Genomic DNA, 21,426 nt, shown 5'->3' with positions numbered 1-21,426 from the left:
GGCGATGTTTTTCCGCGCTCGGGAAAAGGGGGAAGATCCGGTGAGGCGACCGGCGCCATCGCGCTCACTGCCAGGGGGCATCTGGTCGCTTCGTCTGGCGACCCGACCGAGGAGACGAGCACAGAATGGGTACGGATCGGTGAACTCTTGTCCCATTCGCTGCCGCGACGCCCGGCGGCAGGTCCGTCTGTGCCCGGACCGTCCGACCCGGCCCCGCCCAACTGGATCCGCCGGTCTTCGGTCTACGCGTCTTTGACATCGTCAAAGGAACGAATGAAGACAGGCGCGGCGGGTATCCGATGAACCCGGGATTTCCGGGGCCTGTCGGCGGCGCAGATCCCATCAGATCCGATGACGGTTGACAACAGGGTTTGCTGACGGCCGGCGTCGAATGCGACCACCACAACGGGGAGCGGCACGGCCGACCTGGTCTGCCAGCGGGTGTCGGCCGACCAGGTCGGCCGACCGCCAGAACCTGGTGCTGGACGAGGCCGGGATCGAGGCCCCGGCCGTCTTCGGGGAGCAGGCCGGGACCTCCGGCCGCCTTCACCCGCTGGAGCGGCCGAAGTCCGGCGAGCTGCTCGGGTACGCGCGGCCGGGCGACGCTGTGCACCTCTCCGAGGTGTTCCGCCTGGTGCGCGGTACCGGGCACATCCTCCACGTGCTCGATGTCCTGCACCGCGACCGCGCAGGGCCCGTCGGCTTCACCGGCCCGGAGTTCACCCGCGTGATCACCGAGGGCCCCCTCTCGGCGTGCCTGCGCGGACTGCACGACCCACGCGAGAATGCCCTGGCCGACGTCCTCGCCGGGGCCACCGGCGCCCCTGGCGACGACATCACCCCGCGCACGGCCGCGGCCCTGCTCGGAGGAGTGCATCGCGTCCTGTTCCGCCGCATTCAGGAGCGCACCCTCGCCGGCCGTACCCACCCCGAGATCGCCGCGGTCCTCGCAGAGGAGGCCACCCGCGCGTTCGGACTGCTCGAACCGGCCCTCGCCGACTACGCCCGCGCGGAGCCGAACCCGCCCGGCTCCCGTCGTCCGCGCCCGTGGCCGGACCGGTCGCCGTACACGCACGCCGACCGGGTTCCACGGACTGAGATGCCCGGGGACGGGGGAGGGTCCGGACCGGCCGGGCTGTAGCGTCAGTCCTGGCATGGACACCATCACGTTTTGGCAATTCGCGGCACTGGCCGCCGCTTCGGCCCTGGTGGGCTTCTCGAAGACCGCCGTCAGCGGGGCCAACACGATCAGCCTCGCGGTCTTCGCCGCCGTGCTGCCGGCCCGGGAATCGACCGGGGTACTGCTGCCCATCCTGATCGCCGGAGACCTGATCGCGGTCCTCGTCTACCGTCGGCACGCCCACTGGCCGACCCTGCTGCGGTTGTTCCCGGCGGTCGCGGCGGGTGTGGTGGTCGGCGCGGTGTTCATGCTGTGGGCCGACGACGACGCCGTACGCATGTCGATCGGCGCCATCCTGCTGCTGATGGCGGGGGTGACACTGTGGCGCCGCCGCGCAGTCCCGGAACCGGAGGCGGATCCCTCGACGGCGACGGCCGCGACGCCGGCGACGGACACGGCATCGGGCGGTGGCCGGCTCAAGGCCCGCTCGTACGGTGTGCTCGGCGGGTTCACCACGATGGTCGCCAACGCGGGCGGCCCCGTCATGTCGCTCTACCTGCTCTCCGCCGGCTTCCGGAAGCTCGGCTTCCTGGGGACGTCGGCGTGGTTCTTCCTGATCGTCAACACCTCGAAGGTGCCGTTCAGCGTCGGCCTCGGCCTGATCGACCTGCGGTCCCTGCTGCTGGACGCGGCCCTGGTGCTCTTCGTCGTCCCGGGCGCCTACCTCGGCCGCGTATGCGTGGACCGGATCAACCAGCGGCTCTTCGAACAGCTGGTGATCGGAGCGACCGTACTGGGCGGCCTTCAGCTGCTGCTGCGCTGACAGACCGACGGCCGTGGCCTCGGCCCCGACGGCGGCTCCGAGGTGCGCACGGAGGGTTTCCTGACGAAGGTGGACCAGTAGACACGTCCCCTTGTCGAACGGGAGAGACCTCCATGGCATCCATCAACCGGCGCGACCTCGGCCTGCTCGTACTGCGTACGGGCACCGGCGCGGTACTGGCGGCGCACGGCACGCAGAAGCTGCTGGGCTGGTTCGGTGGCGGAGGAGTGGAGGCGACCGCGACGGCCATGGAACACATGGGCTTCAAGCCCGGCCGGCAGAGCGCCGTCGCAGCCGGGCTCGGAGAGGCGGGCGGCGGACTGCTGCTGGCCCTCGGGCTCGCCACGCCCGCGGCGGGCGCGGCGGCCGCCGGAGCCATGGCCGGGGCCGTCGCCGTACACGCGCCCGCCGGGTTCTTCGCCCAGGCGGGCGGCTACGAGTACCCCGGGTTCCTCGGCTTCACCGCGGCCGCCATCGGCATCACCGGAGCGGGCCGTTACTCGGTGGACCACGCGACGGGGCACCGGTTCGACCAGCCATGGACCGTGGCGCTGGCCTTCGCCGGCAGCGCGCTCGCGGCGGCCGTGGTCCTCGGCAAGCGCAGCAAGGAGCAGGCGGAAGCCGCCCAGACCGAGGAGTAGGGGGGCAGCCGGCGCGGCCTCCTTCAGGAATCGCTTCACCCCGGTGCCCTCGCCGGACAGCGGCGCGGCCGGATGCGGAGAGCCGTTGAGCGCCCCCCGGGGTGCCTGCCGCGCACACCACCCCGCCGGTCTCGTGATCGTGGACCCGGACCGCCCCCGCAGGCTCGGCCTCGCCGTCCTTGCCGTCCTCGACGGCTGACACGACTGCCACGCCGGGTGTCGTGCCGGGCGCGCGGCCCGGCCGGCCCGGGGCGGTACGGAGTACGGAAAGTTCTGCGCCAGATCTTGACGGGCAGTCCTCCAGCAGGGACCTTGGGAGCGCTCCCACACCGATTCCGGCGCGCGTCCCGCACGGTCCGCTTTTGAATCGTTTTAAAGCTGGTCGGCGTCACCACCGGGCCGCTCCGACGAAGAAGGGACCCCCCAGATGACACCGCACGTCTCACAAAGAATCCCCAGGGCCCGGAGGCTGTTGTGCGCCGGTGCGGCGCTGGCGCTCCTGTCCGGCGCCGGCGCGGCGACCCATGCGTCCGCGATCCCCGCGGCCTCCCGGACGGCCGGCGCGCAGGTACTTCCCGAGTCCGCCGCCCCGCGAGCGGCGCAGCCCGCGGCGGCCGCCGCGCGGCAGGTGGAGGACCTGGACCGCGGCCTGGTCAGCGTCCGCTCGGGCACCGGGAACTTCGTCAGCTGGCGCTGGCTCGCCACCGACCCCGACACCGTGGCGTTCAACCTCTACCGGGGCTCGGTCAGGGTCAACGCCTCCCCGATCACCGGGTCGACGAACCACTACGACTCCGGAGCCGCTGCGGGCAGCACGTACACGGTGCGCGCCGTCGTCGGGGGAGTGGAGCAGGCGCCGTCCGCCCCGGCGCTGGCCTTCGGCAGCGGTTACCGCGACGTGCCGCTCCAGGTCCCACCGGCCGGTGACGGCTTCACGTACAGCGCCAATGACGTCAGCGTCGGCGACCTCGACGGCGACGGGCGCTACGAGTTCGTGGTGAAGTGGGATCCGTCCAACGCCAAGGACAACTCCCAGTCCGGGTACACCGGGAACGTCCTGATGGACGCCTACCGGCTCGACGGCACCCGGTTGTGGCGCATCGACCTGGGACGCAACATCAGGGCGGGCGCCCACTACACGCAGTTCCAGGTGTACGACTACGACGGGGACGGGTCCGCCGAGATCGCCATGAAGACGGCCGACGGCACCCGCGACGGCCGGGGCACGGTCATCGGCAACGCCGGTGCCGATCACCGCAACTCCGGGGGCTACATCCTCACCGGCCCCGAGTTCCTCACGGTGTTCAGCGGCCGGACGGGTGCGGCGCTCTCCACCGTCGACTACGACCCGCCCCGCGGGACCGTCTCCTCGTGGGGCGACTCGTACGGCAACCGCGTGGACCGCTTCCTCGCCGCCACCGCCTACCTCGACGGACAGCGGCCGAGCATCGTCATGGCGCGCGGTTACTACACGCGCAGTGTCATCGCGGCCTGGGACTTCCGCGACGGCAGGCTGACCAAGCGCTGGACCTTCGACTCCAGCGCGTCCGGCAACAGCGCGTACGCCGGCCAGGGAAACCACAACCTCTCCGTCGCGGACGTGGACGCCGACGGCCGCGACGAGATCGTCTACGGCTCCATGGCCGTCGACGACACGGGCCGCGGGCTGTGGAACACCCGCAACGGCCACGGGGACGCCCTGCACGTCGGCGACCTCGCCCCCTCCCGGAGCGGCCTGGAGGTGTTCAAGGTCGACGAGGACAGCACCAAGCCGAGTTCCTGGATGGCGGACGCGCGCACCGGTCAGATCCTGTGGTCGACCCCGGCGGGCGGCGACAACGGCCGAGGAGTGTCCGCCGACATCTGGGCGGGCAGCGCGGGCGCCGAGTCCTGGTCCTCGACCGGGGGCGACGGCGTACGCGACCCGGCCGGGCGGATCGTGGGCCGCAAGCCGTCCTCGACGAACTTCCTGGCCTGGTGGGACGCCGATCCCGTACGGGAACTGCTCGACGGCACCCGCGTCGACAAGTACGGCACCGGCGGGGAGACGCGTCTGCTGACCGGCAGCGGGGTGGCCTCCAACAACGGCACCAAGGCGACCCCCGCCCTCAGCGGTGACCTCTTCGGCGACTGGCGCGAGGAAGTCGTCTGGCGCACCACCGACAGCAGCGCGCTGCGCGTGTACACCACGACCGCGGTCACCACCACGCGCATCACCACGCTGATGCACGACGTCCAGTACCGCGAGGCCGTCGCCTGGCAGAACACGGCCTACAACCAGCCGCCCCACCCGAGTTTCTTCATCGGCGACAGGATGCCGACTCCGCCGAGGCCGGCGGTGTACGCCCGCTGACCGGCCGCACCCTGCCACGCACCGAGGCCGGCGCCGCCCGTGGGGGCGGAGCCGGCCCGGTGTCCGTGCCGCTTCTGGCGGACGCGCTACCCGGCGGTGGCGGCGTACGAACTCGTGTCCGGCCGGCCCTTGCGGGTGAAGACCTCAGCACCCGCCCGCACGCTGGACCGGTACGTGGAGGGACTCGCCTCGCCGCGCCGTCCGAGGGCCCGCGGGAAGCCGTCCGTGTCCGGGTTCACGCTGGACGTGCTGCTCGTCCGCGCGAAGGAGTGGGCGTTCCCGCCGGTGTTTCCCCGGCGGGGGTCCCAGGCGGCACCACCGGCGTCGAGGGGCTCCACCTTGCTGCCGGCCGGGCCGGTGCCGCCGCGAAGTCCGGGTTTTCTCTTGCGGAGAGGGAGTTCTGCCATGGGGGGTTCCTCTGCTCGGAGAGTTCGGTGTGGGGGGCGCCGGCTACTTGTAGGTGATGCTGGAGGCGCTGTACAGACAGTGCGTGGGGTCCGGTCCGCTGCCGAGCTTGGTGGGTTCGCCGCTGGTGACGCCCTTGTAGCGTTCGCAGGGGACGATGTTGCGGCTGCTGTCGCCGACGATGGTGACGGCCGAGAGCCGGGCGGTGTCGCCGTAGTTGGAGTTGATGCCGGCGAGGGACTTGCCGGGAGCGGTGACGGTCACGTTCTGGATCACCACGTGGCGCTGGTACTGCTTGCTGCAGTTGCCGCACGAACGGTAGAGCTTCCCGAAGTCGTTGACCTGGAAGTTCTTGATGACCATCGTGCCGGGGCCGTTGTGCTGGAAGACCTTGTCGGACGCCTTGCGGGCGCCGCCGCCGTCGATGGTCATGGTCTGGGACGCGGAGGTGCCCTTGAAGGTGGCGGCGTCCTCGCCGACGTCCTCCCACCAGACGTTCTGGAGCGTGCAGGTGCCCTTGCAGTGGATGCCGTCGGCGGCCGGGGAGCCGAGGATCACGTTCTTGAGCGTGGCGCCGTCGGCCAGCTCGAAGAGCGGTCCCTGGCCCTCGTCCTGACCGCCGGAACCGAGGTCTCCGCTGCCGTAGTGACGGACCATCTTGCCGTCCACGACCCCGCTCACCTTGATCGTGGTGGGGACGGCCTTCTGCCCGGCCGGCGTGGGCCAGGCGGCCGCCGCGGCGGGACCGCTGCCGATCAGTACGGCCGGCAGGGCGAGAGCCAGGGCGGACAGGAGAACGCGGGATGTCGGCATGGCTCGCCGGTTTTTGTCGCGTAGGGCCATGGTGCTCCTCCTTGATGAGTCACAGCCCGCCGTGTTCATGTTCATGAACTCGGTCGGTTGCCGAGAAACTAGAGAGAGGACGGGTTCATGTCAATCAGGTGGACATGACGTTTCTGGCGGGCCACCTCCGCACCACCCCCTGTTGCCTCCGGTTCTGCTGGGCGTGCGGGCTGTGCGAGCAGGCCCGGAAGGGGGAAGGTGCGCACCGGAAGGGGGGTCGGGCCGGGGGAAGGATTGTTTTTATTCATGAACTTTGTCTGAACGGGTGAACTCTGGAAGGAGTGCAAGGGTATTGCCCCGGGGGTGGGGGGCGTGCCACTCTCGGCCCGGGGGGCCCCGCCGCGAGTCCGTTGCCGGCGTCCGGTTCCAGGGCGCCGAGTGGTCGCCCCGCTCCCGTTCGCACCATCGCTGTCCGGTGCGCGGCCCCCGTTTTTCCCGTTCAGTATCACGTCCGAAGTCGCGATCATTGTTCGACATTTCGAACAATGCGTCATGTGAACCACCGAGTTGAAGGAGAAGCGTGTGAGCCGCACTCTGCGCAGATCTTCGTTCCTCGCCCTGCCCGCCGCCGTCATGCTGGCCCTGATGCCGTCGAGCGCCTCCGCCTATCCCGGACCCGGAAGGGTTACGGGGGACGTGGTCGTCCACGACCCGACCATGCTCCGCAAGTCGGACGGCCGGTACCTGCTCTACTCCACCCACGGCTACCTGGAGTCCCGTACCTCCACCGACCGCACCGCCTTCAGCCGCAACGGCAACGCCCTTTCCTCACCGCCCGGTTGGTGGTCGCGCTACTCGTCCGCGAACGACCCGTGGGCACCCGACATCTCGTACCACGGCGGCCGGTACCTGATGTACTACTCCGTTTCGAGCTTCGGCTCCAACACCTCCGCCATCGGCCTCGCCACCTCCTCGACCGGCCTGCCGGGCAGCTGGAGCGATCAGGGCATCGTCTACTCCTCCACCTCCAGCAGTGACTACAACGCCATCGACCCGGACCTGTTCGTCGACGGCGACGGCAAGTGGTGGCTGGCCTTCGGCTCCCACTGGAGCGGGATCAAGATGATCCGCCTCGACCCCGGGACCGGCAAGCAGTACGCGGGGGACACCACCCGCCACTCGCTCGCCTCGCGCCCCACGGGGGCGAGGGCGGTGGAGGGCCCGACCGTGGTCAAGCGGAACGGGTACTACTACCTCTTCGCCTCGTACGACACCTGCTGCAGCGGCACCGCCTCCACGTACAAGATCAAGGTCGGCCGGGCCACCAGCCCCACCGGGCCGTACTACGACCGCAACGGCGTCCCCATGAACAACGACGGCGGCACCGTGGTCATGGCGTCACAAGGATCCGTGATCGGCCCCGGCGGGCAGGACATCATGCCCGACTCCGACGGCGACCTGCTCGTCTACCACTACTACGACGGCAATGACGCCGGCGCGCCCAAGCTCGGCCTCAACCTGCTGAGCTGGAACGGCGGCTGGCCCACCGCGTACTGACGGCAGATCGACGGCAACACCACGCACGGACACCGGGGACCGGGACGCGCGGTCCTCCGCGAGCCCGGCTCACGTCACCCGCTCATCCCCCCACCCAGGGAAGGACCCCCCTCATGAGCGATCTCCGTACCCTCACCACCCCGCGGCGTCTCGCCGCACTCGCCGCCGGCTGCGCGGCCGCCTTCGCTCTCACCACGCTGGCCCCCGACTCGGCGGGCGCCGCCGAAGCCGCGCCCATCGGCTTCGGCGCCGGCACCACGGGCGGTGGCAACGCACCTGCCACCACCGTCTCCACGCTCGCCGCCTTCAAGACCGCCGTCGCGAGCGATTCGGCCAAGGTCGTGAAGGTGTCCGGGCTCATCCCGCTGTCCGGACAGGTCGACATCGGATCCAACACCACCGTCCTGGGCGTCGGTTCGTCCTCCGGCTTCACCGGTGGCGGGCTGCGGATCAAGGAGAAGACGAATGTCGTCGTCCGCAACCTGAACATCAGCAAGCCCGTGGCCCCCGCCGACGGCATCACCGTCCAGAAGTCCACGAAGGTGTGGATCGACCACAACGCCTTCTCCGCCGACCGCAACCAGGGCGACAAGGACTACTACGACGGACTTCTGGACATCACGCACGCGTCCGACTCCGTCACCGTGTCCTGGAACACCTTCAAGGACCACTTCAAGGGCAGCCTCGTCGGCCACAGCGACAACAACGCGGCCGAGGACACCGGGCACTTGCGTGTGACGTACCACCACAACCACTTCAGCAACGTCTTCTCGCGCATCCCCAGTCTGCGCTTCGGCACCGGCCACTTCTACGACAACTACGTACAGGGCGCCGACACCGCCGTGCACTCCCGCATGGGCGCGCAGATGCTCGTCGAGAACAACGTCTTCCGTACGACGAAGCTCGCCGTGACCACCAGCCGCAGCAGTGACGTCGACGGGTACGCGGTGCTGCGCGGCAACGACCTCGGAGGCGCCGCGACTGAGATATCCCGTACGGGCTCCTTCACGAACCCGCCGTACAGCTACACGGCGGAGCCGGCCTCCTCCGTCGTCGCCTCGGTGACGGCGGGCGCGGGTACCGGCCGGATCGGCTGACCGGCCGCCGGCCGCCGGGGAGCGGCCGGCGCACAGCGGCCGCCCCCCGCGGGCAGCGGGCGGCGGCCGCGCCACGGTCGCGGTGACCGGGACGTGAGCGGAAGTCCTGAGGCGCATGACACGGCGGGGAAGGACGGGAAAGCGGCTGCCCAGCGAGTCCTACGGCCCGAGGGGCCGGTTCGTGGTCTTCGACGTCCGCGGCACCGGGCGGACCGGACTCGCGATCTGTCACGGCGCCCCGGCTCGGCTACCTCTTCCTCCCGATGACCATCCGGCTCATCGGTGGGGCGTACCCGCAGGCACGGTTCCCCGGCGTGCCGCTCCGGGGTGGACCGTCGCCTTCACGTTCGTCAATGTCGCGGTCCCCCGTCACCTGCGCGCGCCGGCGCCGCGACGGAGGCGGCCCGGGCCCGCTGTCGTACGTCGTCGCATCCGGGACCGGTGCGGTGGCGGATCCTTGCCCGCTGTACGGCCTCGGCGGCGAGGCGTTCACCCTGGGCCTCGTCCGGCTGGGGCTCGGTGTGGTCCACCTCACCCGCATGTTCCGCCATGCCCCGAGACCCGCCGCCGGAGATGTCGTTCACCGAGGCGGAGGGCCGCCCTGCGAGGGGAGGGGGACCGCGAGGTCGGGAACGCGGCGTAGAAGGCCCGTGCGCGGCCGCTGCGGCCGCTCGACGGGAACCTCCCGGCTCACGGGCCCGGACGGACAACGCCGACGGCCCCGCTCCGCCGCCTGAACGGCTGGGGGAGCGGGGCCGAGGACGCGGGCCTTCTAGTAGGGGCCGTTCACATTGTCGATCGAGCCGTACCGGTCGGCGGCGTAGTTGCACGCGGCGGTGATATTGGCGACCGGGTCGTAACTGTCCGTCGACGTACCGGGCACGTGATAGGCCTGGAACGTCGGCTGGATCACCTGGAGAAGGCCCTTGGACGGAGTGCCGGCGACAGCGTTGGAGTCCCAGTTGTTGATGGCCCGCGGGTTGCCCGAGGACTCACGCATGATGTTCCTGTGAATTCCCTCATACGTGCCGGGAATACCGTGCTTGGCCATGACGGCCAGCGATTCCTTGATCCAGCCGTCGAGGTCGTTGGAATAGGACGCGGTTTCCACGGCGGGGGCGTCGCTTTCGGCGGCCGGTGCGGTCTTCCGCTCGGAACGGTCGGCCCGCTCGGAGGACGCCGGCGTCTCGGCCTCGGCCTCGGTCTTGGCCTCGGCCCCCCTGGCGATCGTCAGCTCGAGGCCGGGACGGATCAGCGAGGGGTTGGCGCCGACGGCCTCCCGGTTGTCCTGGTACAGCTTCTTCCAGCCGCCGGCCACGGAGTGGTCACCGGCGATCTTGGAGAGCGAGTCGCCCGACATCACGGCGTAGATGACGGAGTCGGCCTTCTCGGCAGCGGCGGCCTGCGGCGCCGCGCCGGCGGAGGTCGCGCCGATGAGCGGGAGGACGAGTGCGGCGCCTCCCGTACCCGCGGCGATGAAGCCCCGAGTGAGTGAGCCGTACCTGGAACGACGGTGCTTACCCTTTGCGGGCATGGTGATTTCCTCTCCGTCGCCTGCGAGGTGAGCTGTCGGGTTCGGGCTGGAGATGCCCGGCCGCATGTGAATGCGACTTCACCCCAAGCCGTTCCGGAATTCCGGATCGGCGGCTTACCTGGGTCCCCCGCTCCTGCCGTACGTGAGTAGGTGTGGTTTCCGGACGGCGGCAGGATTCGGCGGTCCACCCGGATTGACGGTGACCGTAAGCGAGAGAGGCCGGGCGGAACAAGCTCTGAAATTGCTCCGCAAGATCCATGTCGCGGTTCCGGACGGAGGAAATTCCGTCGCGCGCCTTGAGTGAGAACTCAACTTTCTTTCTGTGGGCCGGAACTGTGCCCTCCGCCGCTTCGATCATGCCGTCGAGGGCCGTGACTCATATCACTTGGGATGCACCGCCGGTCAGGAGCGGGCACGCAACCGCCTCTGCATGCATACGACATGGCATGTCATGGGGGTATTTAGTCCGATATGGAAATGCGGAGGTTCGAGGCCCTTTCCGGTCGGCTCCAGCCGTTACGGCCCTCCCGTGTACGCGGGAAAGCGTGGGCGGTGGGCCGGAGGGCACCGTCGCCAGATGTATGCCGACCGGCTTCCCCGGCCGGGGGCAGCGGGCCGGGCGTCGACGCCCTGATGCCTCGACGCCTCGACGCCCTGATGCCTCGACGCCTCGACGTCTGGACGGGGAGACGCGGCGGTCCGTGCGCAACACCGGCTCCGACTCGCCCAGTTCGGCTGCCGCCGCCTCGAAGTGGACCGGCTTCCAGCCGGTCCACGCCTTGACGCGTCCCTCCAACAGGTGCGGCGCCGAGCGCGCGGGGGTGCCGCACCCAGCCCGGTGCCCGGCCGCTGTCGGCGGCCAGATGCTCCCCGAGTGCGGCGAAGCCGTCGCTCGGCAGCAGCCGCAGGTCCGCCGCGGCGATCAACCCGGAAGGACTGGGCAGTCACGGGGAGGGGAGCGGGGAGTCGAGGCAGGCGTCCAGAGGCTCCAGCAACGGATCGTCAGGTCCCTTGAGCACGGCGGGATTCCCTTCGGTGCAGGCGATTCGGTGCTGGCGAGGTGGCAGTCCCGCGGCCACTCCTTGCCGGCCTCGTCCGCCTGCACGCGCTCGGTCGTGCGGGCACGCCCGCACCGGGCGGCGGCCGACGCCTCAGCTCCTCCAGATCCGGGTGGGCGGCGACGACCCGCTCCTGGAAGGGGAGTTCGCCGTCCGAGAGGTCCGGTACGCCGGTGGAGAAGAAGCCGTCCGGCCCCCCGCGCTCCTCCCGCATCGGCAGGTCCTGATACGGGATCGCCTCCTCGAGGAGCACCTGGGTCAGGGCGCGGCCGTCGAACCCGGCATGCGTACGGGCCCGCAGACCGCTCCGAGCCGGGGAAACGTCCTGGTCACGCCCTAGCATCACGAGCATGCTCACACTGCTGCACACCTCGCCCGTCCACGTCCCCGTCTTCGACGCGTTGCGCGACCGTGAACACCCCGGCCTCGAAATGCGCCACGTGGTGCACGAGGAACTGCTGGCGAAGGCCCGCTCCGGCGGGCCCGGCGCCGCTGACTCCGCGATCGCCGCGGTGCTCGCCGCGGCCGTCGGTGAGGGCAGGACCACGGCCGTACTCTGCACGTGCTCCACCATCGGCGCGACGGCGGAGGCGTACGGTGCGCGGCTCGGCGTCCCCGTGCTGCGGGTGGACCGCCCGATGGCGGCCGCCGCCGTCGCCGCCGCGCCGGAGCGCGACACGGTCCGCATAGCGGTGGTCGCCTCGGTGGACAGTACTTTCGGTCCCACGTGCGACCTGATCAGGGAGGAGGCGGACGCGGCGGAGCGGCGGGCCGACATCCGTACCGTGCGGGCCGAAGGCGCGTGGAAGCGCTTCGAGGACGGCGACCGGGACGGCTACCTGGACCTCGTCGCCCGGGCCGTCGACGCGGTCACCGGGGTGGACGTGGTGGTGCTGGCCCAGGCGTCCATGGCGGACGCGGCCGCCCGCACCCGCGACGGCCGCACCGCCGTGCCCGTGCTCTCCAGCCCGGGGCCCGGCCTGCGCGCGGCGGCGGCGACCGTCCGGCAGGGGTGACGGCGCCCGCCGGTACCAGTTACTCCGGTTTGCCCGTACCCGGATGTGTGACCCCGGCGGGCGGGGGCAGCCGCACAGGGAGAAAGTGGGTCTTGACCCCGTCGCACGACAGGCAGGAGGCCAGCCATGACCCATCCGTACCCGGACCCCGTACCGCCGTCGCCGATCCCTTCCCCCGGCCCGCCCGGCCCCGATCCGGGCCCCCTGCCGGGCCCGGGACCCGGCCCGGTGCCGGTTCCGCCGGAGCCGGGGCCCGATCCGATCCCGAAGCCCCCGGGGCCCGAGCCCGTACCCGATCCCGAGCCGGCCCCGGGACCCACGGGGGTCTGATCAGCGGGCGGGCGCTTCCGGCCGGACACCGTCCCCGAGGGTCCTGAGGGTGTGGAACGAACCCTCGCGGTCGGTGCGCCGGCAGGCGTGCGCGCCGGAGAAGTCGCACTGCCCCTGGGTGAGGGCCGCGGGCAGCCGCTCCGCGCGCAGCGCGTCGTAGTACGCCGGGGCCGCCGGGAAGCCCCGCGCCGGCACACCCGGCGGGCGCGCCGCCACCACGCGCCGGCCGCCCTGCGCGGCACCGGTCCCCTCGGTGAACCCCTGGTCGGAGAGCAGGCTCGGCGGGCCGGGTCCGGCGTCGTACGCGGCCCTGATCCGGTCGGGGACACCGCCCGGACGACGCGGTCCGCGCGCCAGTCCGATCGGCGTCTCCAGTACGTGGCGGCCCAGGACCGCCGTGCGCCGTGGCTCAGGCCGCTGTCCGCTCCACGGGGATCCACAGCTCCGCGTCCGCCTGTGTCCCGTCCCGCGACAGCCGGGTCCGCAGGATCTCGGGCCCCGGCCGGCTCCGGTAGGGATTGGACGGGAACCACTGCGTGAACACGTCCCGCCACAGGTACTGGAGCGTCCGCGGAAACGGCCCGGAGCTTTCGAAGACGGCCCACGTCCCGGCCGGGACGGTGAGCGCGTCCATGTCCTCGGGCACCGCGGCGCGCGTCACCACGCCGTGGTAGTAGTCGAGTTCGGTTCCCTCGGCGCGGCTCTCGTCCAGGTCGTCGCTCACCGAGATGATCCCCTCCGGCTCCTGGTCGGACAGACTCTCGATGCGCCGCAGCGTCTCCTGGCCGATCCCCCGGATGAAGGCGGCGATGGCAGGGTTCGCCCCCTCATGCACGAGCGGGACACGCGCCTTCCTGCCGACCACACGGAACTCGTCCTTCTCCACGATCTTGTACTGCATGCTGCTGCTCCCTTCGACGATGAGGCGGAAGGACATCCGTGGCTGGGACTGCAGGCGCGCACCGGTCCGCCTGGCCTCGCCGGGACCGACGCCGTGCATGACGCGGAACGCACGCGCGAACGCCTCCCCCGAGGTGTAGCCGTAACGCACCGCGACCTCCAGCAGCGTCCGCTCCCCGCCCAGCACCTCGGCACCCGCGACCGTCAGCCGCCTGCGCCGGACGTACTCCGAGAGCGGGATCCCCGCCAGCGCGGAGAACAGCCGCCGGAAGTGGTACTCCGACGTCACCGCGATCCGCGCCAGGTCGGCCACCTCGATCCGCTGATCAAGGTGGCACTCGATGTGCTCCATGGCCTGGTTCAGCCGCTCCAGCACCCCGGCCTCCTTCCCTCCCGGTCACTCACGCTAGGAAGGACCCACCCTGCCGGACCCGACATCCTGTGCCCGGCCCGGTCGGGTACGCCGGCCCCCGACGGCCCGCGCACCCCACACCCGCGTCCACCACGACGAGGGACACGGGCGCCGTGATCAATGCACTCGACGCCTTCCGCGCCGGGCCGCACGCCGGCCCGGCCCAGGTCTTCACGCTGCTCGCCGACGGCGAGCTCTCTCCCCCGGATCGCCGCGCGCGTCCCACTCGCTCGCCCTGAACCTGGCGGCCTCCGCCGAACCACCGGGTTCGCCGGACACCGCGCAGTGGGTACCCGGCCCCGACGTGATCGCCACCCCGCTCACCGCGCTCGTCGGTGAACTGCCCCCAGGGCCGTCGGTCGGTCCTGGAGACCGTGTCCCGCGCCCTGACGACGACCGAGATCCTGCTGGGCGAAGTGGTAGGCGACGACCGGGCCGCCGGGATGTGCGAGTGGCTGCGGGAGCCGCCGTTCAGCCAGTACGGAAGGCAGGGCCCGTCCCCGCACGGTCGGGTCGGTGAGGTCCTGGACCACGACGAGTGCGTGCACGTCCGCACCGGCCACTGCCTGCTCGAACGCGCCAAGTCCGCCCCGAGGCGGAGACGGTGGGCGCGATCAGGGCGCTCACCCACCTCAAGCGCTACGGGCCGATGGAGCCGTACTTCAAGGAGATCGACCGGGAGGAGTGCGACGAGACCGTGCGCCAGGCGCTGCACGACCTGCACCGGCCCGACGTCCTGCGCGACGACGCGCTGTTCTCGGCCCGTTCGGCCGCCCGTTTCGGCCGGGCGGCTCCACGGCCGTTGTCACCACTGGGGCCCGGTACCCGGCCGAGGGTGACAGTGAGAGCCGTTCGGGCCGGTCGGCCCGCATGTCCGGCCGGCCGGCAGCCGCGGCGAGCAGTCACGCAGCGCCTGCCCCCGCCGGTGCTTCCCGCGGAGGCCGTACGCCTCGGTCACCGGCTCCCCGGAGTGCCTGTCGTTGTCCACGGTCTCTCCTTGCCGCCTGCCCGCCCGCCCGCATCGTGTGCAGGGCGGGCATCGGTGCCGTCACGGTTCAGGAGGTGAACGGGACGGCGTCGGCCGGGTTGGTGTGCCAGTTGGTCGTGAGGGGCTTGTCGACGAGGATGCTGCCGACCTTCAGAGAGATGGGGTTGGGGTCGGCCTCGCTGACGGAGGCGATGATCGTGCCGTACTCCGTGCCGGTGTCGCTGTTGGTGCTCTTCGGTGTGACACCCGCGTACACCGTCTTGCCGCCGGTGAGGGTGATCTCCTCGCCCGCGACCTGCTCGGCGGGGCCGGCCTGGGTGCCGCCGGAGCCGAAGGCGAAGACGGGCAGACCGGCGGGCAGCACACAGGTGATGCCGGACTTGGCCTTGACGCTGACCTGGTAGTAGCCGCCGGCCTGGGTCATGGGCTTGGCGGACCACTGGAGGTCGTTGGTGCCGCAGCTCTGGCCGTAGCCGGACTTGTCGCCGGTGCCGGAGCCGCCCGCGGACGACGAGGACTTGTCCTTGGTCCTGCCGCCGTTGCCGGCCGTCGACAGGCTGGTCCTCGCGGCGCTGTTGTCCTTGTCGCCGTTGCCGCCGTCCTGTGCGGCGCTCGGCGTGCTCGTGGCAGCGGTGGCCGTGGCTGCGGGAGTGCCGGAGGAGGCCGTCCCGGTCTTGTCGGCGGCCTCGGTCGAACCGCCTCCGCAGGCGGTCATGAACAGTCCGGCGCTCAGGGCGGCGGAGACGGCGAGGGCGGTGCGCAGGCGGCGGTTCATGACGGGTGTTCCTCCCGGTCGGTGAGCGGACCGCAGCGTGTTCTGCGGTTGCGCGTTCTCCACCAGTACGACGGCTCGCTCCGCCGACAGGTTCGATCATGGACCTGATCAAGACACCCTCGTCACGACGCTGTGACAAACGAAGCCCGGCTCCTTCGTACGGTTCGGCACAGCGCGCCCTGCGACTGGACCTCTCCGTCTTCGTGCTCGTCGCACAGGTGGAGCGAGCGACGAGGGACGAGAGAGGGGGGACGAAGGCCATGGGCGGGTCTGTTCACCGTGCGGGCGACGGCCGGAGTGGTGCTCGGCCCGGTGGCGGGACTGGTCGTGGTGGCGTACCAGCCCGGACCCGGCCGGTGCCGGAACCCGGCAGGTGCGGACAACGGGACAGGAGCGCCGCTTACCGCTCCAACGCCGGTGCCGACCGGGTCAGTCGGGATCTCGGTCAGGCCGGCGAACGGCAACATGTCCTGCCCGCCGCCCTCACCGGCGGCTTCGGAGGTGACGACCGCGTGCGCGCGCTGACAGCCCTGGCACGCTCCGCCGCGCGCCGGGACGAGGCCGTCGAGACGCTCACCGCACTGGCGGCGGACACCACCATGGACACGAACCATCGTGTGGAAGCCGCTCAGGAGCCGGCCTCGCTGGACGGGCACCGTGAGGAGGGCATCGCCCTCCTCGTCCCCTTCGCCGACGACACCCCCGTGGACGGCTGGGTCCGGACGCCGGCGGCCGCGGCCCTGGCCAAACCCGGAGAGCGAGGCTCGGCGGCCCTCCCCACTGCGTTCGCCGCAGACCCCGCCCCGCCGGGGGACGCCCGTGTCGTAGCCGCCCGTGCCCTGGCGGAGCTGGACAGACACCGCGCCGAAGGCGTCGAACTCCTCGTCGCGTTCGCCGACGACCCGACCTGCGACAGGTGGTACCGGTCAAACGCTGTGGCTTCCCTGAAACACTCCCGGCCTCTACCGGGCCCGGCGGTGACCCGTGTGAGCCATGCTGCGCGTGCCGTGCTCGCCGGACCACGCCCCCCGTGCCCGTCGGCCGCCAGCCCCGTTGCACCGGCCTGGGCCTTCCACTCCTGCGCGAGCTCCTGGAACGCCTGCGTCCGCGTCCGTGGAGGTATGTACGTATCGGCAGACGCGGCTGTCCGCGGTTCTTCGAGCCGCGCGGCGGTTTCCGGATTCCGGCCCGCTCCTGCCCGGCGTGGTGGGAAGCTGGCGGCAGACCGGCAGAGGGGTGGTCAATATGCCACCGGCAGGGGAGAGTTCGGCTTACTGGCCCTTGTCACGGCCCACGGGGGGCCGTACTTTTGCCGATTGCCACGTGTCCGTCGTGTGAGTGGGGGGAACTGAGCCATGGCCGCATCCGGTCGACACCGCCGGTACCAGCCGAGCCGTATCAACCGTGCGTCGCTGACGGTCACGGCCGGCGGAGCCGGGATAGCCCTGCCGCTGGTCGCACCGGCATCGGCGGAGGCGGCGTCGGTGGACGTCTGGGAGAAGGTCGCGGCCTGCGAGTCGACCGACAACTGGAAGATCAACACGGGCAACGGCTATTACGGCGGGCTTCAGTTCAAGCAGTCCACCTGGCAGGCGTACGGCGGTACGGCCTACGCCCCGCGCGCCGACCTCGCGACCAAGGACCAGCAGATCGCCGTCGCGGAGAAGGTGCTCAAGGGGCAGGGGCCGACGGCCTGGCCGCTGTGCTCGGTGCGGGCGGGCCTGACCCGCGGCGGCGGCGCGCCGGACATCAGCACGGGGCCGAAGACGGAAAAGCCCGAGCGGTCCAGGACGGAGGCCAGGAAGACGTCGGCCCCCAACGCGCCCGAAACGAAGGGCTCGGCGAAGGACAGGACGTACACCGTCGACCACGGTGACACCCTCTCGACCATCGCGGACACCGAGAACGTCAAGGGCGGTTGGGAGGGTCTGTACGCCGCGAACCGCAAGGTCGTCGGCAGCGACCCCGACCTGATCCATCCGGGGCAGCGGCTGGTCCTGCGCGGTGCGCAGAAAGCCGCGCCGGGCACGGGCACGGGAACCGGCGGACGGGCCGAAGCCGAGCGCGCCCCGGCCACCGCACCACCCAAGCGGGACAGCAAGGCCGGCCAGGAGAAGAAGGACAGCAAGGTGAGCAGGGCCGGCAGGACATCGGGGCTCTCCGCCCCGGTGGACACCGGCCCCAGTACGCCCTACCGCGCGGCCGGTTCCTCCTGGTCCAAGGGCTACCACACCGGGGTCGACTTCCCGGTGCCCACCGGCACCGCCGTGAAGTCCGTCGCTTCCGGCAGGGTCGTCTCGGCCGGCTGGGGCGGTGCGTACGGCTACCAGGTCGTCGTCCAGCACACCGACGGCAAGTACAGCCAGTACGGGCACCTCTCGGCGCTCACCGTGCGCGAGGGCCAGAAGGTGGGCGTCGGCCAGCGCATCGGCCGCTCCGGTTCCACCGGCAACAGCACGGGCCCGCACCTCCACTTCGAGGTGCGTACCGGGCCGGGCTACGGCTCGGACATCGACCCGCTGGCCTACCTCAGGGCGGGCGGTGTCACCGTCTGAGCCGCCTCCCGGGTCCGCGACCGCTGCCTCGGAACACGTACCTGCGGCCCTGCGGCCGGCGGGCGCCCGTGTGTCGTGCCGGTGCGGCCCCCGAGCCGCTCCGTCGTCAGCAGTATCAGCCCGCCCGCCGCGACGACCCCGCAGCCCAGCGCCAGGGCGGTGCCGGTCGCACCGTACCTGAAGTGCTCGCCGAAGAGCGCGATGCCCACCGCGGCCGAGACCACCGGGTTGACCACGGTGACCGTGGCGAGCGGGGCGGCCAGCCCGGCGCCCCGGTAGGCGGCCTGGGAGAGCAGCATGCCCGCGGCCGCGAGCCCCGCGACGGCCAGCAGGCTCGGCAGCAGTCCGTCCAGTCCGTCCAGTCCGTCCGATGCCGTCCAGTCGACGGCCACCGTCTTGGTGAACACCGAGGCGATACCGAACGCGGTGCCCGCCGCCGTCGCCAGCAGGACGCTGCGCACGACCGCATGGTGCACCCGCTGTGCGACGAGGAACACCACCACCACCCCGCCGAACGTCACCAGCGCCGTCATCAGCCGTTCGCCGCCGTCCAGCGACTGCGCGTCGGCCGTGCCGGTCAGCGACAGGAGCCCCGCCAGACCGGCCGACGCCATGATCGCGCCGCGCCAGGCGACGGCGCCCGCCCGGCGTCCCACGAACACGGCCGCCATCGGCAGCGCGAAGACGATGGTCAGCGCGCCCAGCGGCTGGACCAGGCTCAGCGGCCCGTACGCCAGCGCCCCCACGTGCAGCAGCGCGCCGAGCCCGTTGAGCGCCACGGCGGCCCACCACCCGCCGTGGCGCAGCGGGGCGTACGGACGGGCCGGGGCCGTGGACGCGACGCGTTCCTGGACAATGGCCCCTGCCGCATAGGCGACAGCGGAGACCAGCGCCAGGAGCACGGACAGCGCGAGAGCACTCATGGACTCCACGATGTCTTCCCGGAGCGTTCGTGTCGTCGTCCTTGAGCAGGCATTCGTACGTACTGCTCACGTAGTACGGGCGTACGCCCAAGGTCCTCCTCCCGGGGGTGTCCGGCATGCCGCGGGGTGGAAGCCGTCCATCCGTACGAACACACAGGAGCGGGGACATGGATCTTGCGGAAGTGGCGTCGATAGGAGGGTTCTTCGCGTTGCGCACCCGGGCACCGGACGGCGGCGGCCACGTCCCGCTCGCGCGGATCTACGCGGGCGAGGCGGCCCCGCTGACGTTCCGCGTCGACAGGGTCGCCGCGCGGCTGCGCGCCCCCGAGCGCAGAGTCGCCGCCTCGATCGCGCACCTCGGCCTCGCCGCCCGGCTGTGGTCGCTCGCCCTGGGCCCGGCCGCGCTGTACGGCGAGTTCCCCGACCTCCCGCCGGACGCACTGCGGTGGGACGCCGGCCTGTCGTCGCCGGACGACCTGTGGCTGGCGGAGCCGCCGCGCATGCTGCCCGCCACCGCCGACCGCATCCGCGAGGTGGTCCAGTACGGACATCTCGTACCGCTCGCGGCCGCGCTGCGCCGAGGCGGCAGCATCTCGTCCCCGCTGCTGTGGGGCAACGCGGGATCGGCGCTGGCCGGTGCCGCCCGCGAACTCCACGCCTGGGCGCGGAAGAACGGGCGCCCCGAAGCGGGGGAGCGGGCCCTGGCGCTGACCGCCGAGCTCTTCCGCCACCCCGGCCTGCGGACCGCCGGCGCCCTGTCCCGGGACGACGCGTCCTTCCGCCGCCGCAGCTGCTGCCTCTACTACCGCTGCCCGTCCGGCGGCCTGTGCGGCGACTGCGTGTTCGACCGCCCTCCGAGGCGGTCTTCCGCACGGCTCGTTTCTGAGTGACCATCGAGGGCACCCGAGTGACCATCGGGGAGGGCGAGGACGGGGGGCCGCGGTGAAGGTGGGACTGCTCACCCGTGAGTATCCGCCGGACGTCTACGGCGGAGCCGGGGTCCATGTGGAGTTCCTGGCCCGCGAGTTACGGTCCCTCGTCGACGTGGAAGTGCACTGCTGGGGCACAAGCACCGGTACAGGTACAGGCACCGGCACCGGCACCGCGGAAGACGACGGCGTACTGCGCCACCGCCCCGACCCCGCCCTGGACCGTGCGAACGACGCACTGCGCACCTTCTCCGTCGACCTGTCGATGGCGGCGGCCCTGGAAGGGTGCGACCTGGTCCACTCCCACACCTGGTACGCCAACCTCGCGGGCCACTTCGGGAAGCTGCTGCACGGCATCCCGCACGTCATGACCGCGCACTCGCTGGAGCCCCTGCGCCCCTGGAAGGCCGAGCAGCTGGGCGGCGGCTACGCCCTGTCCGGCTGGGCCGAGCGCACCGCGATCGAGTCGGCCGACGCCGTCGTCGCCGTCTCGCACGGCATGCGCGCCGACATCCTCCGCAGCTATCCGGCGCTCGACCCGGCCCGCGTACGGGTCGTGCACAACGGCATCGACACCTCGCTCTACCGCCCCGACCCCGCCACGGACGTACTGCGGCGCACCGGGATCGACCGGCAGCGCCCGTACGTCCTCTTCGTCGGCCGCATCACCCGCCAGAAGGGCGTCCCGCACCTGCTGCGCGCGGCCCGGCTCCTGGATCCGTCGACACAGCTCGTCCTGTGCGCCGGAGCCCCCGACACCCCGGAGATCGAGCGGGAGTTCCGCGAGCTCGTCGACGAGCTGCGCCGCACCCGCGACGGCGTGCACTGGATCCCCGAGATGCTGCCGCGCCCGGACGTGGTCCAACTCCTCACCCATGCCGCGGTGTTCGTCTGCCCCTCGGTGTACGAGCCGCTGGGCATCGTCAACCTGGAGGCGATGGCGTGCGGCACACCCGTCGTCGCCTCGGCGGTCGGCGGCATCCCCGAGGTCGTCGAGGACGGCGGCACCGGGCTTCTCGTCCCGTACGCGGAGCCGGACCCCGAGGCCTTCGAGGCGGGCCTGGCCGACGGCATCAACCGGCTGACCGGCGAGCGGCGGACAGCGCTGCGGATGGGTGAGGAGGGCCGCCGGCGGGCCGTGAGGGAGTTCGGCTGGGAGGCCGTGGCACGTCGCACGGCCGAGGTGTACGAGGAGATTCTCAAGTCCGGATAGCGGCGAGCAGGAGG

18 protein-coding genes, 2 pseudogenes and 1 riboswitch are annotated in these 21,426 nt (G+C 71.7%); of the genes and pseudogenes, 11 read left to right on the top strand and 9 right to left on the bottom strand.

Annotated features, from left to right (window positions below; translation table 11 throughout):
* Window positions 1-478 precede the first annotated feature (478 nt).
* The 4 genes from BN1555_RS40050 (at window position 479) to BN1555_RS03065 (ending at window position 4,937) form a co-directional block, all read left to right on the top strand.
* Window positions 479-1,141, top strand: coding sequence for a recombinase family protein (locus tag BN1555_RS40050; protein WP_255305846.1), 663 nt, complete (start codon window positions 479-481; stop codon window positions 1,139-1,141).
* A gap of 13 nt (window positions 1,142-1,154) precedes the next feature.
* The gene (locus tag BN1555_RS03075; RefSeq protein ID WP_093797629.1) at window positions 1,155-1,943 is read left to right on the top strand and encodes a sulfite exporter TauE/SafE family protein; all 789 of its coding nucleotides are present in this window, start codon (window positions 1,155-1,157) and stop codon (window positions 1,941-1,943) included.
* 113 nt (window positions 1,944-2,056) lie between these two features.
* Window positions 2,057-2,584: a DoxX family protein gene (locus BN1555_RS03070; protein WP_093797627.1), complete on the top strand. Its 528-nt coding sequence runs from the start codon at window positions 2,057-2,059 to the stop codon at window positions 2,582-2,584.
* A 427-nt stretch (window positions 2,585-3,011) separates the two neighbouring features.
* Window positions 3,012-4,937, top strand: coding sequence for a rhamnogalacturonan lyase (locus tag BN1555_RS03065; protein WP_176709934.1), 1,926 nt, complete (start codon window positions 3,012-3,014; stop codon window positions 4,935-4,937).
* 86 nt (window positions 4,938-5,023) lie between these two features.
* Here the strand turns inward: BN1555_RS03065 and BN1555_RS03060 are convergent, their stop codons facing one another.
* A complete protein-coding gene (locus BN1555_RS03060) occupies window positions 5,024-5,344 on the bottom strand; it encodes a hypothetical protein (RefSeq protein WP_093797623.1) in 321 nt (106 codons plus the stop codon).
* Between the two features lie 43 nt (window positions 5,345-5,387).
* On the bottom strand, window positions 5,388-6,185 hold the full coding sequence (locus tag BN1555_RS03055; RefSeq protein WP_218058172.1) for a pectate lyase: 798 nt from the start codon (window positions 6,183-6,185) through the stop codon (window positions 5,388-5,390).
* Window positions 6,186-6,758: 573 nt separating this feature from the next.
* On the opposite strand from BN1555_RS03055, the gene BN1555_RS03050 reads away from it, so the two are divergent.
* Entirely contained in the window at window positions 6,759-7,682 is a 924-nt protein-coding gene (locus tag BN1555_RS03050) for an arabinan endo-1,5-alpha-L-arabinosidase (RefSeq protein WP_093803134.1), read from the top strand.
* A gap of 113 nt (window positions 7,683-7,795) precedes the next feature.
* Window positions 7,796-8,779, top strand: coding sequence for a pectate lyase family protein (locus BN1555_RS03045; RefSeq protein ID WP_093797619.1), 984 nt, complete (start codon window positions 7,796-7,798; stop codon window positions 8,777-8,779).
* Window positions 8,780-9,551: 772 nt separating this feature from the next.
* Here BN1555_RS03045 and BN1555_RS03040 read toward each other — a convergent pair.
* Window positions 9,552-10,313: a transglycosylase SLT domain-containing protein gene (locus tag BN1555_RS03040; RefSeq protein ID WP_093797617.1), complete on the bottom strand. Its 762-nt coding sequence runs from the start codon at window positions 10,311-10,313 to the stop codon at window positions 9,552-9,554.
* A 2-nt stretch (window positions 10,314-10,315) separates the two neighbouring features.
* Window positions 10,316-10,476: riboswitch (cyclic di-AMP (ydaO/yuaA leader) on the bottom strand.
* A gap of 1,245 nt (window positions 10,477-11,721) precedes the next feature.
* Here BN1555_RS03040 and BN1555_RS03030 point away from each other — a divergent pair.
* Window positions 11,722-12,387: an arylsulfatase gene (locus tag BN1555_RS03030; protein ID WP_093797613.1), complete on the top strand. Its 666-nt coding sequence runs from the start codon at window positions 11,722-11,724 to the stop codon at window positions 12,385-12,387.
* Window positions 12,388-12,717: 330 nt separating this feature from the next.
* Here BN1555_RS03030 and BN1555_RS40045 read toward each other — a convergent pair.
* A pseudogene (locus BN1555_RS40045) lies at window positions 12,718-13,058 on the bottom strand (hypothetical protein); the annotation flags it as partial.
* Window positions 13,059-13,126: 68 nt separating this feature from the next.
* Complete coding sequence (locus BN1555_RS03015) at window positions 13,127-13,993, bottom strand: AraC family transcriptional regulator (RefSeq protein WP_093797609.1); 867 nt, start codon at window positions 13,991-13,993, stop codon at window positions 13,127-13,129.
* Window positions 13,994-14,142: 149 nt separating this feature from the next.
* Between BN1555_RS03015 and BN1555_RS40040 the strand changes: the two genes are divergently transcribed.
* On the top strand, window positions 14,143-14,268 hold the full coding sequence (locus BN1555_RS40040; RefSeq protein ID WP_255305845.1) for a hypothetical protein: 126 nt from the start codon (window positions 14,143-14,145) through the stop codon (window positions 14,266-14,268).
* A gap of 81 nt (window positions 14,269-14,349) precedes the next feature.
* Here BN1555_RS40040 and BN1555_RS38410 read toward each other — a convergent pair whose 3' ends face one another.
* The 3 genes and pseudogenes from BN1555_RS38410 to BN1555_RS03005 form a co-directional block, all read right to left on the bottom strand.
* Window positions 14,350-14,577 (bottom strand): hypothetical protein, encoded by a 228-nt coding sequence (locus BN1555_RS38410; protein WP_141662803.1) that lies wholly within the window; start codon window positions 14,575-14,577, stop codon window positions 14,350-14,352.
* A gap of 296 nt (window positions 14,578-14,873) precedes the next feature.
* Window positions 14,874-15,017 (bottom strand): annotated as a pseudogene (locus tag BN1555_RS40035) (ABC transporter ATP-binding protein); the annotation flags it as partial.
* A 67-nt stretch (window positions 15,018-15,084) separates the two neighbouring features.
* The gene (locus BN1555_RS03005) at window positions 15,085-15,792 is read right to left on the bottom strand and encodes a DUF4232 domain-containing protein (protein WP_093797605.1); all 708 of its coding nucleotides are present in this window, start codon (window positions 15,790-15,792) and stop codon (window positions 15,085-15,087) included.
* Window positions 15,793-17,147: 1,355 nt separating this feature from the next.
* Between BN1555_RS03005 and BN1555_RS02995 the strand changes: the two genes are divergently transcribed.
* A complete protein-coding gene (locus BN1555_RS02995; RefSeq protein WP_093797601.1) occupies window positions 17,148-18,347 on the top strand; it encodes a transglycosylase family protein in 1,200 nt (399 codons plus the stop codon).
* Here the strand turns inward: BN1555_RS02995 and BN1555_RS02990 are convergent.
* The gene (locus BN1555_RS02990) at window positions 18,317-19,270 is read right to left on the bottom strand and encodes a DMT family transporter (RefSeq protein WP_176709933.1); all 954 of its coding nucleotides are present in this window, start codon (window positions 19,268-19,270) and stop codon (window positions 18,317-18,319) included. The two genes, BN1555_RS02995 and BN1555_RS02990, sit on opposite strands and share 31 nt — an antisense overlap.
* Window positions 19,271-19,437: 167 nt before the next feature.
* Between BN1555_RS02990 and BN1555_RS02985 the strand changes: the two genes are divergently transcribed.
* Window positions 19,438-20,160, top strand: a complete 723-nt coding sequence (locus BN1555_RS02985) for a (2Fe-2S)-binding protein (RefSeq protein ID WP_093797599.1) — start codon at window positions 19,438-19,440, stop codon at window positions 20,158-20,160.
* Window positions 20,161-20,212: 52 nt separating this feature from the next.
* Window positions 20,213-21,412: a glycogen synthase gene (gene glgA, locus BN1555_RS02980; protein WP_093797597.1), complete on the top strand. Its 1,200-nt coding sequence runs from the start codon at window positions 20,213-20,215 to the stop codon at window positions 21,410-21,412.
* Window positions 21,413-21,426: the final 14 nt, after the last annotated feature.

Source organism: Streptomyces sp. Wb2n-11 (genome assembly GCF_001049855.1).
GTDB classification, from domain to species: Bacteria; Actinomycetota; Actinomycetes; order Streptomycetales; family Streptomycetaceae; genus Streptomyces; species Streptomyces altiplanensis.
Note: the sequence above shows the minus strand (reverse complement) of the source record. Positions and strands in the feature narration are given on the sequence as shown.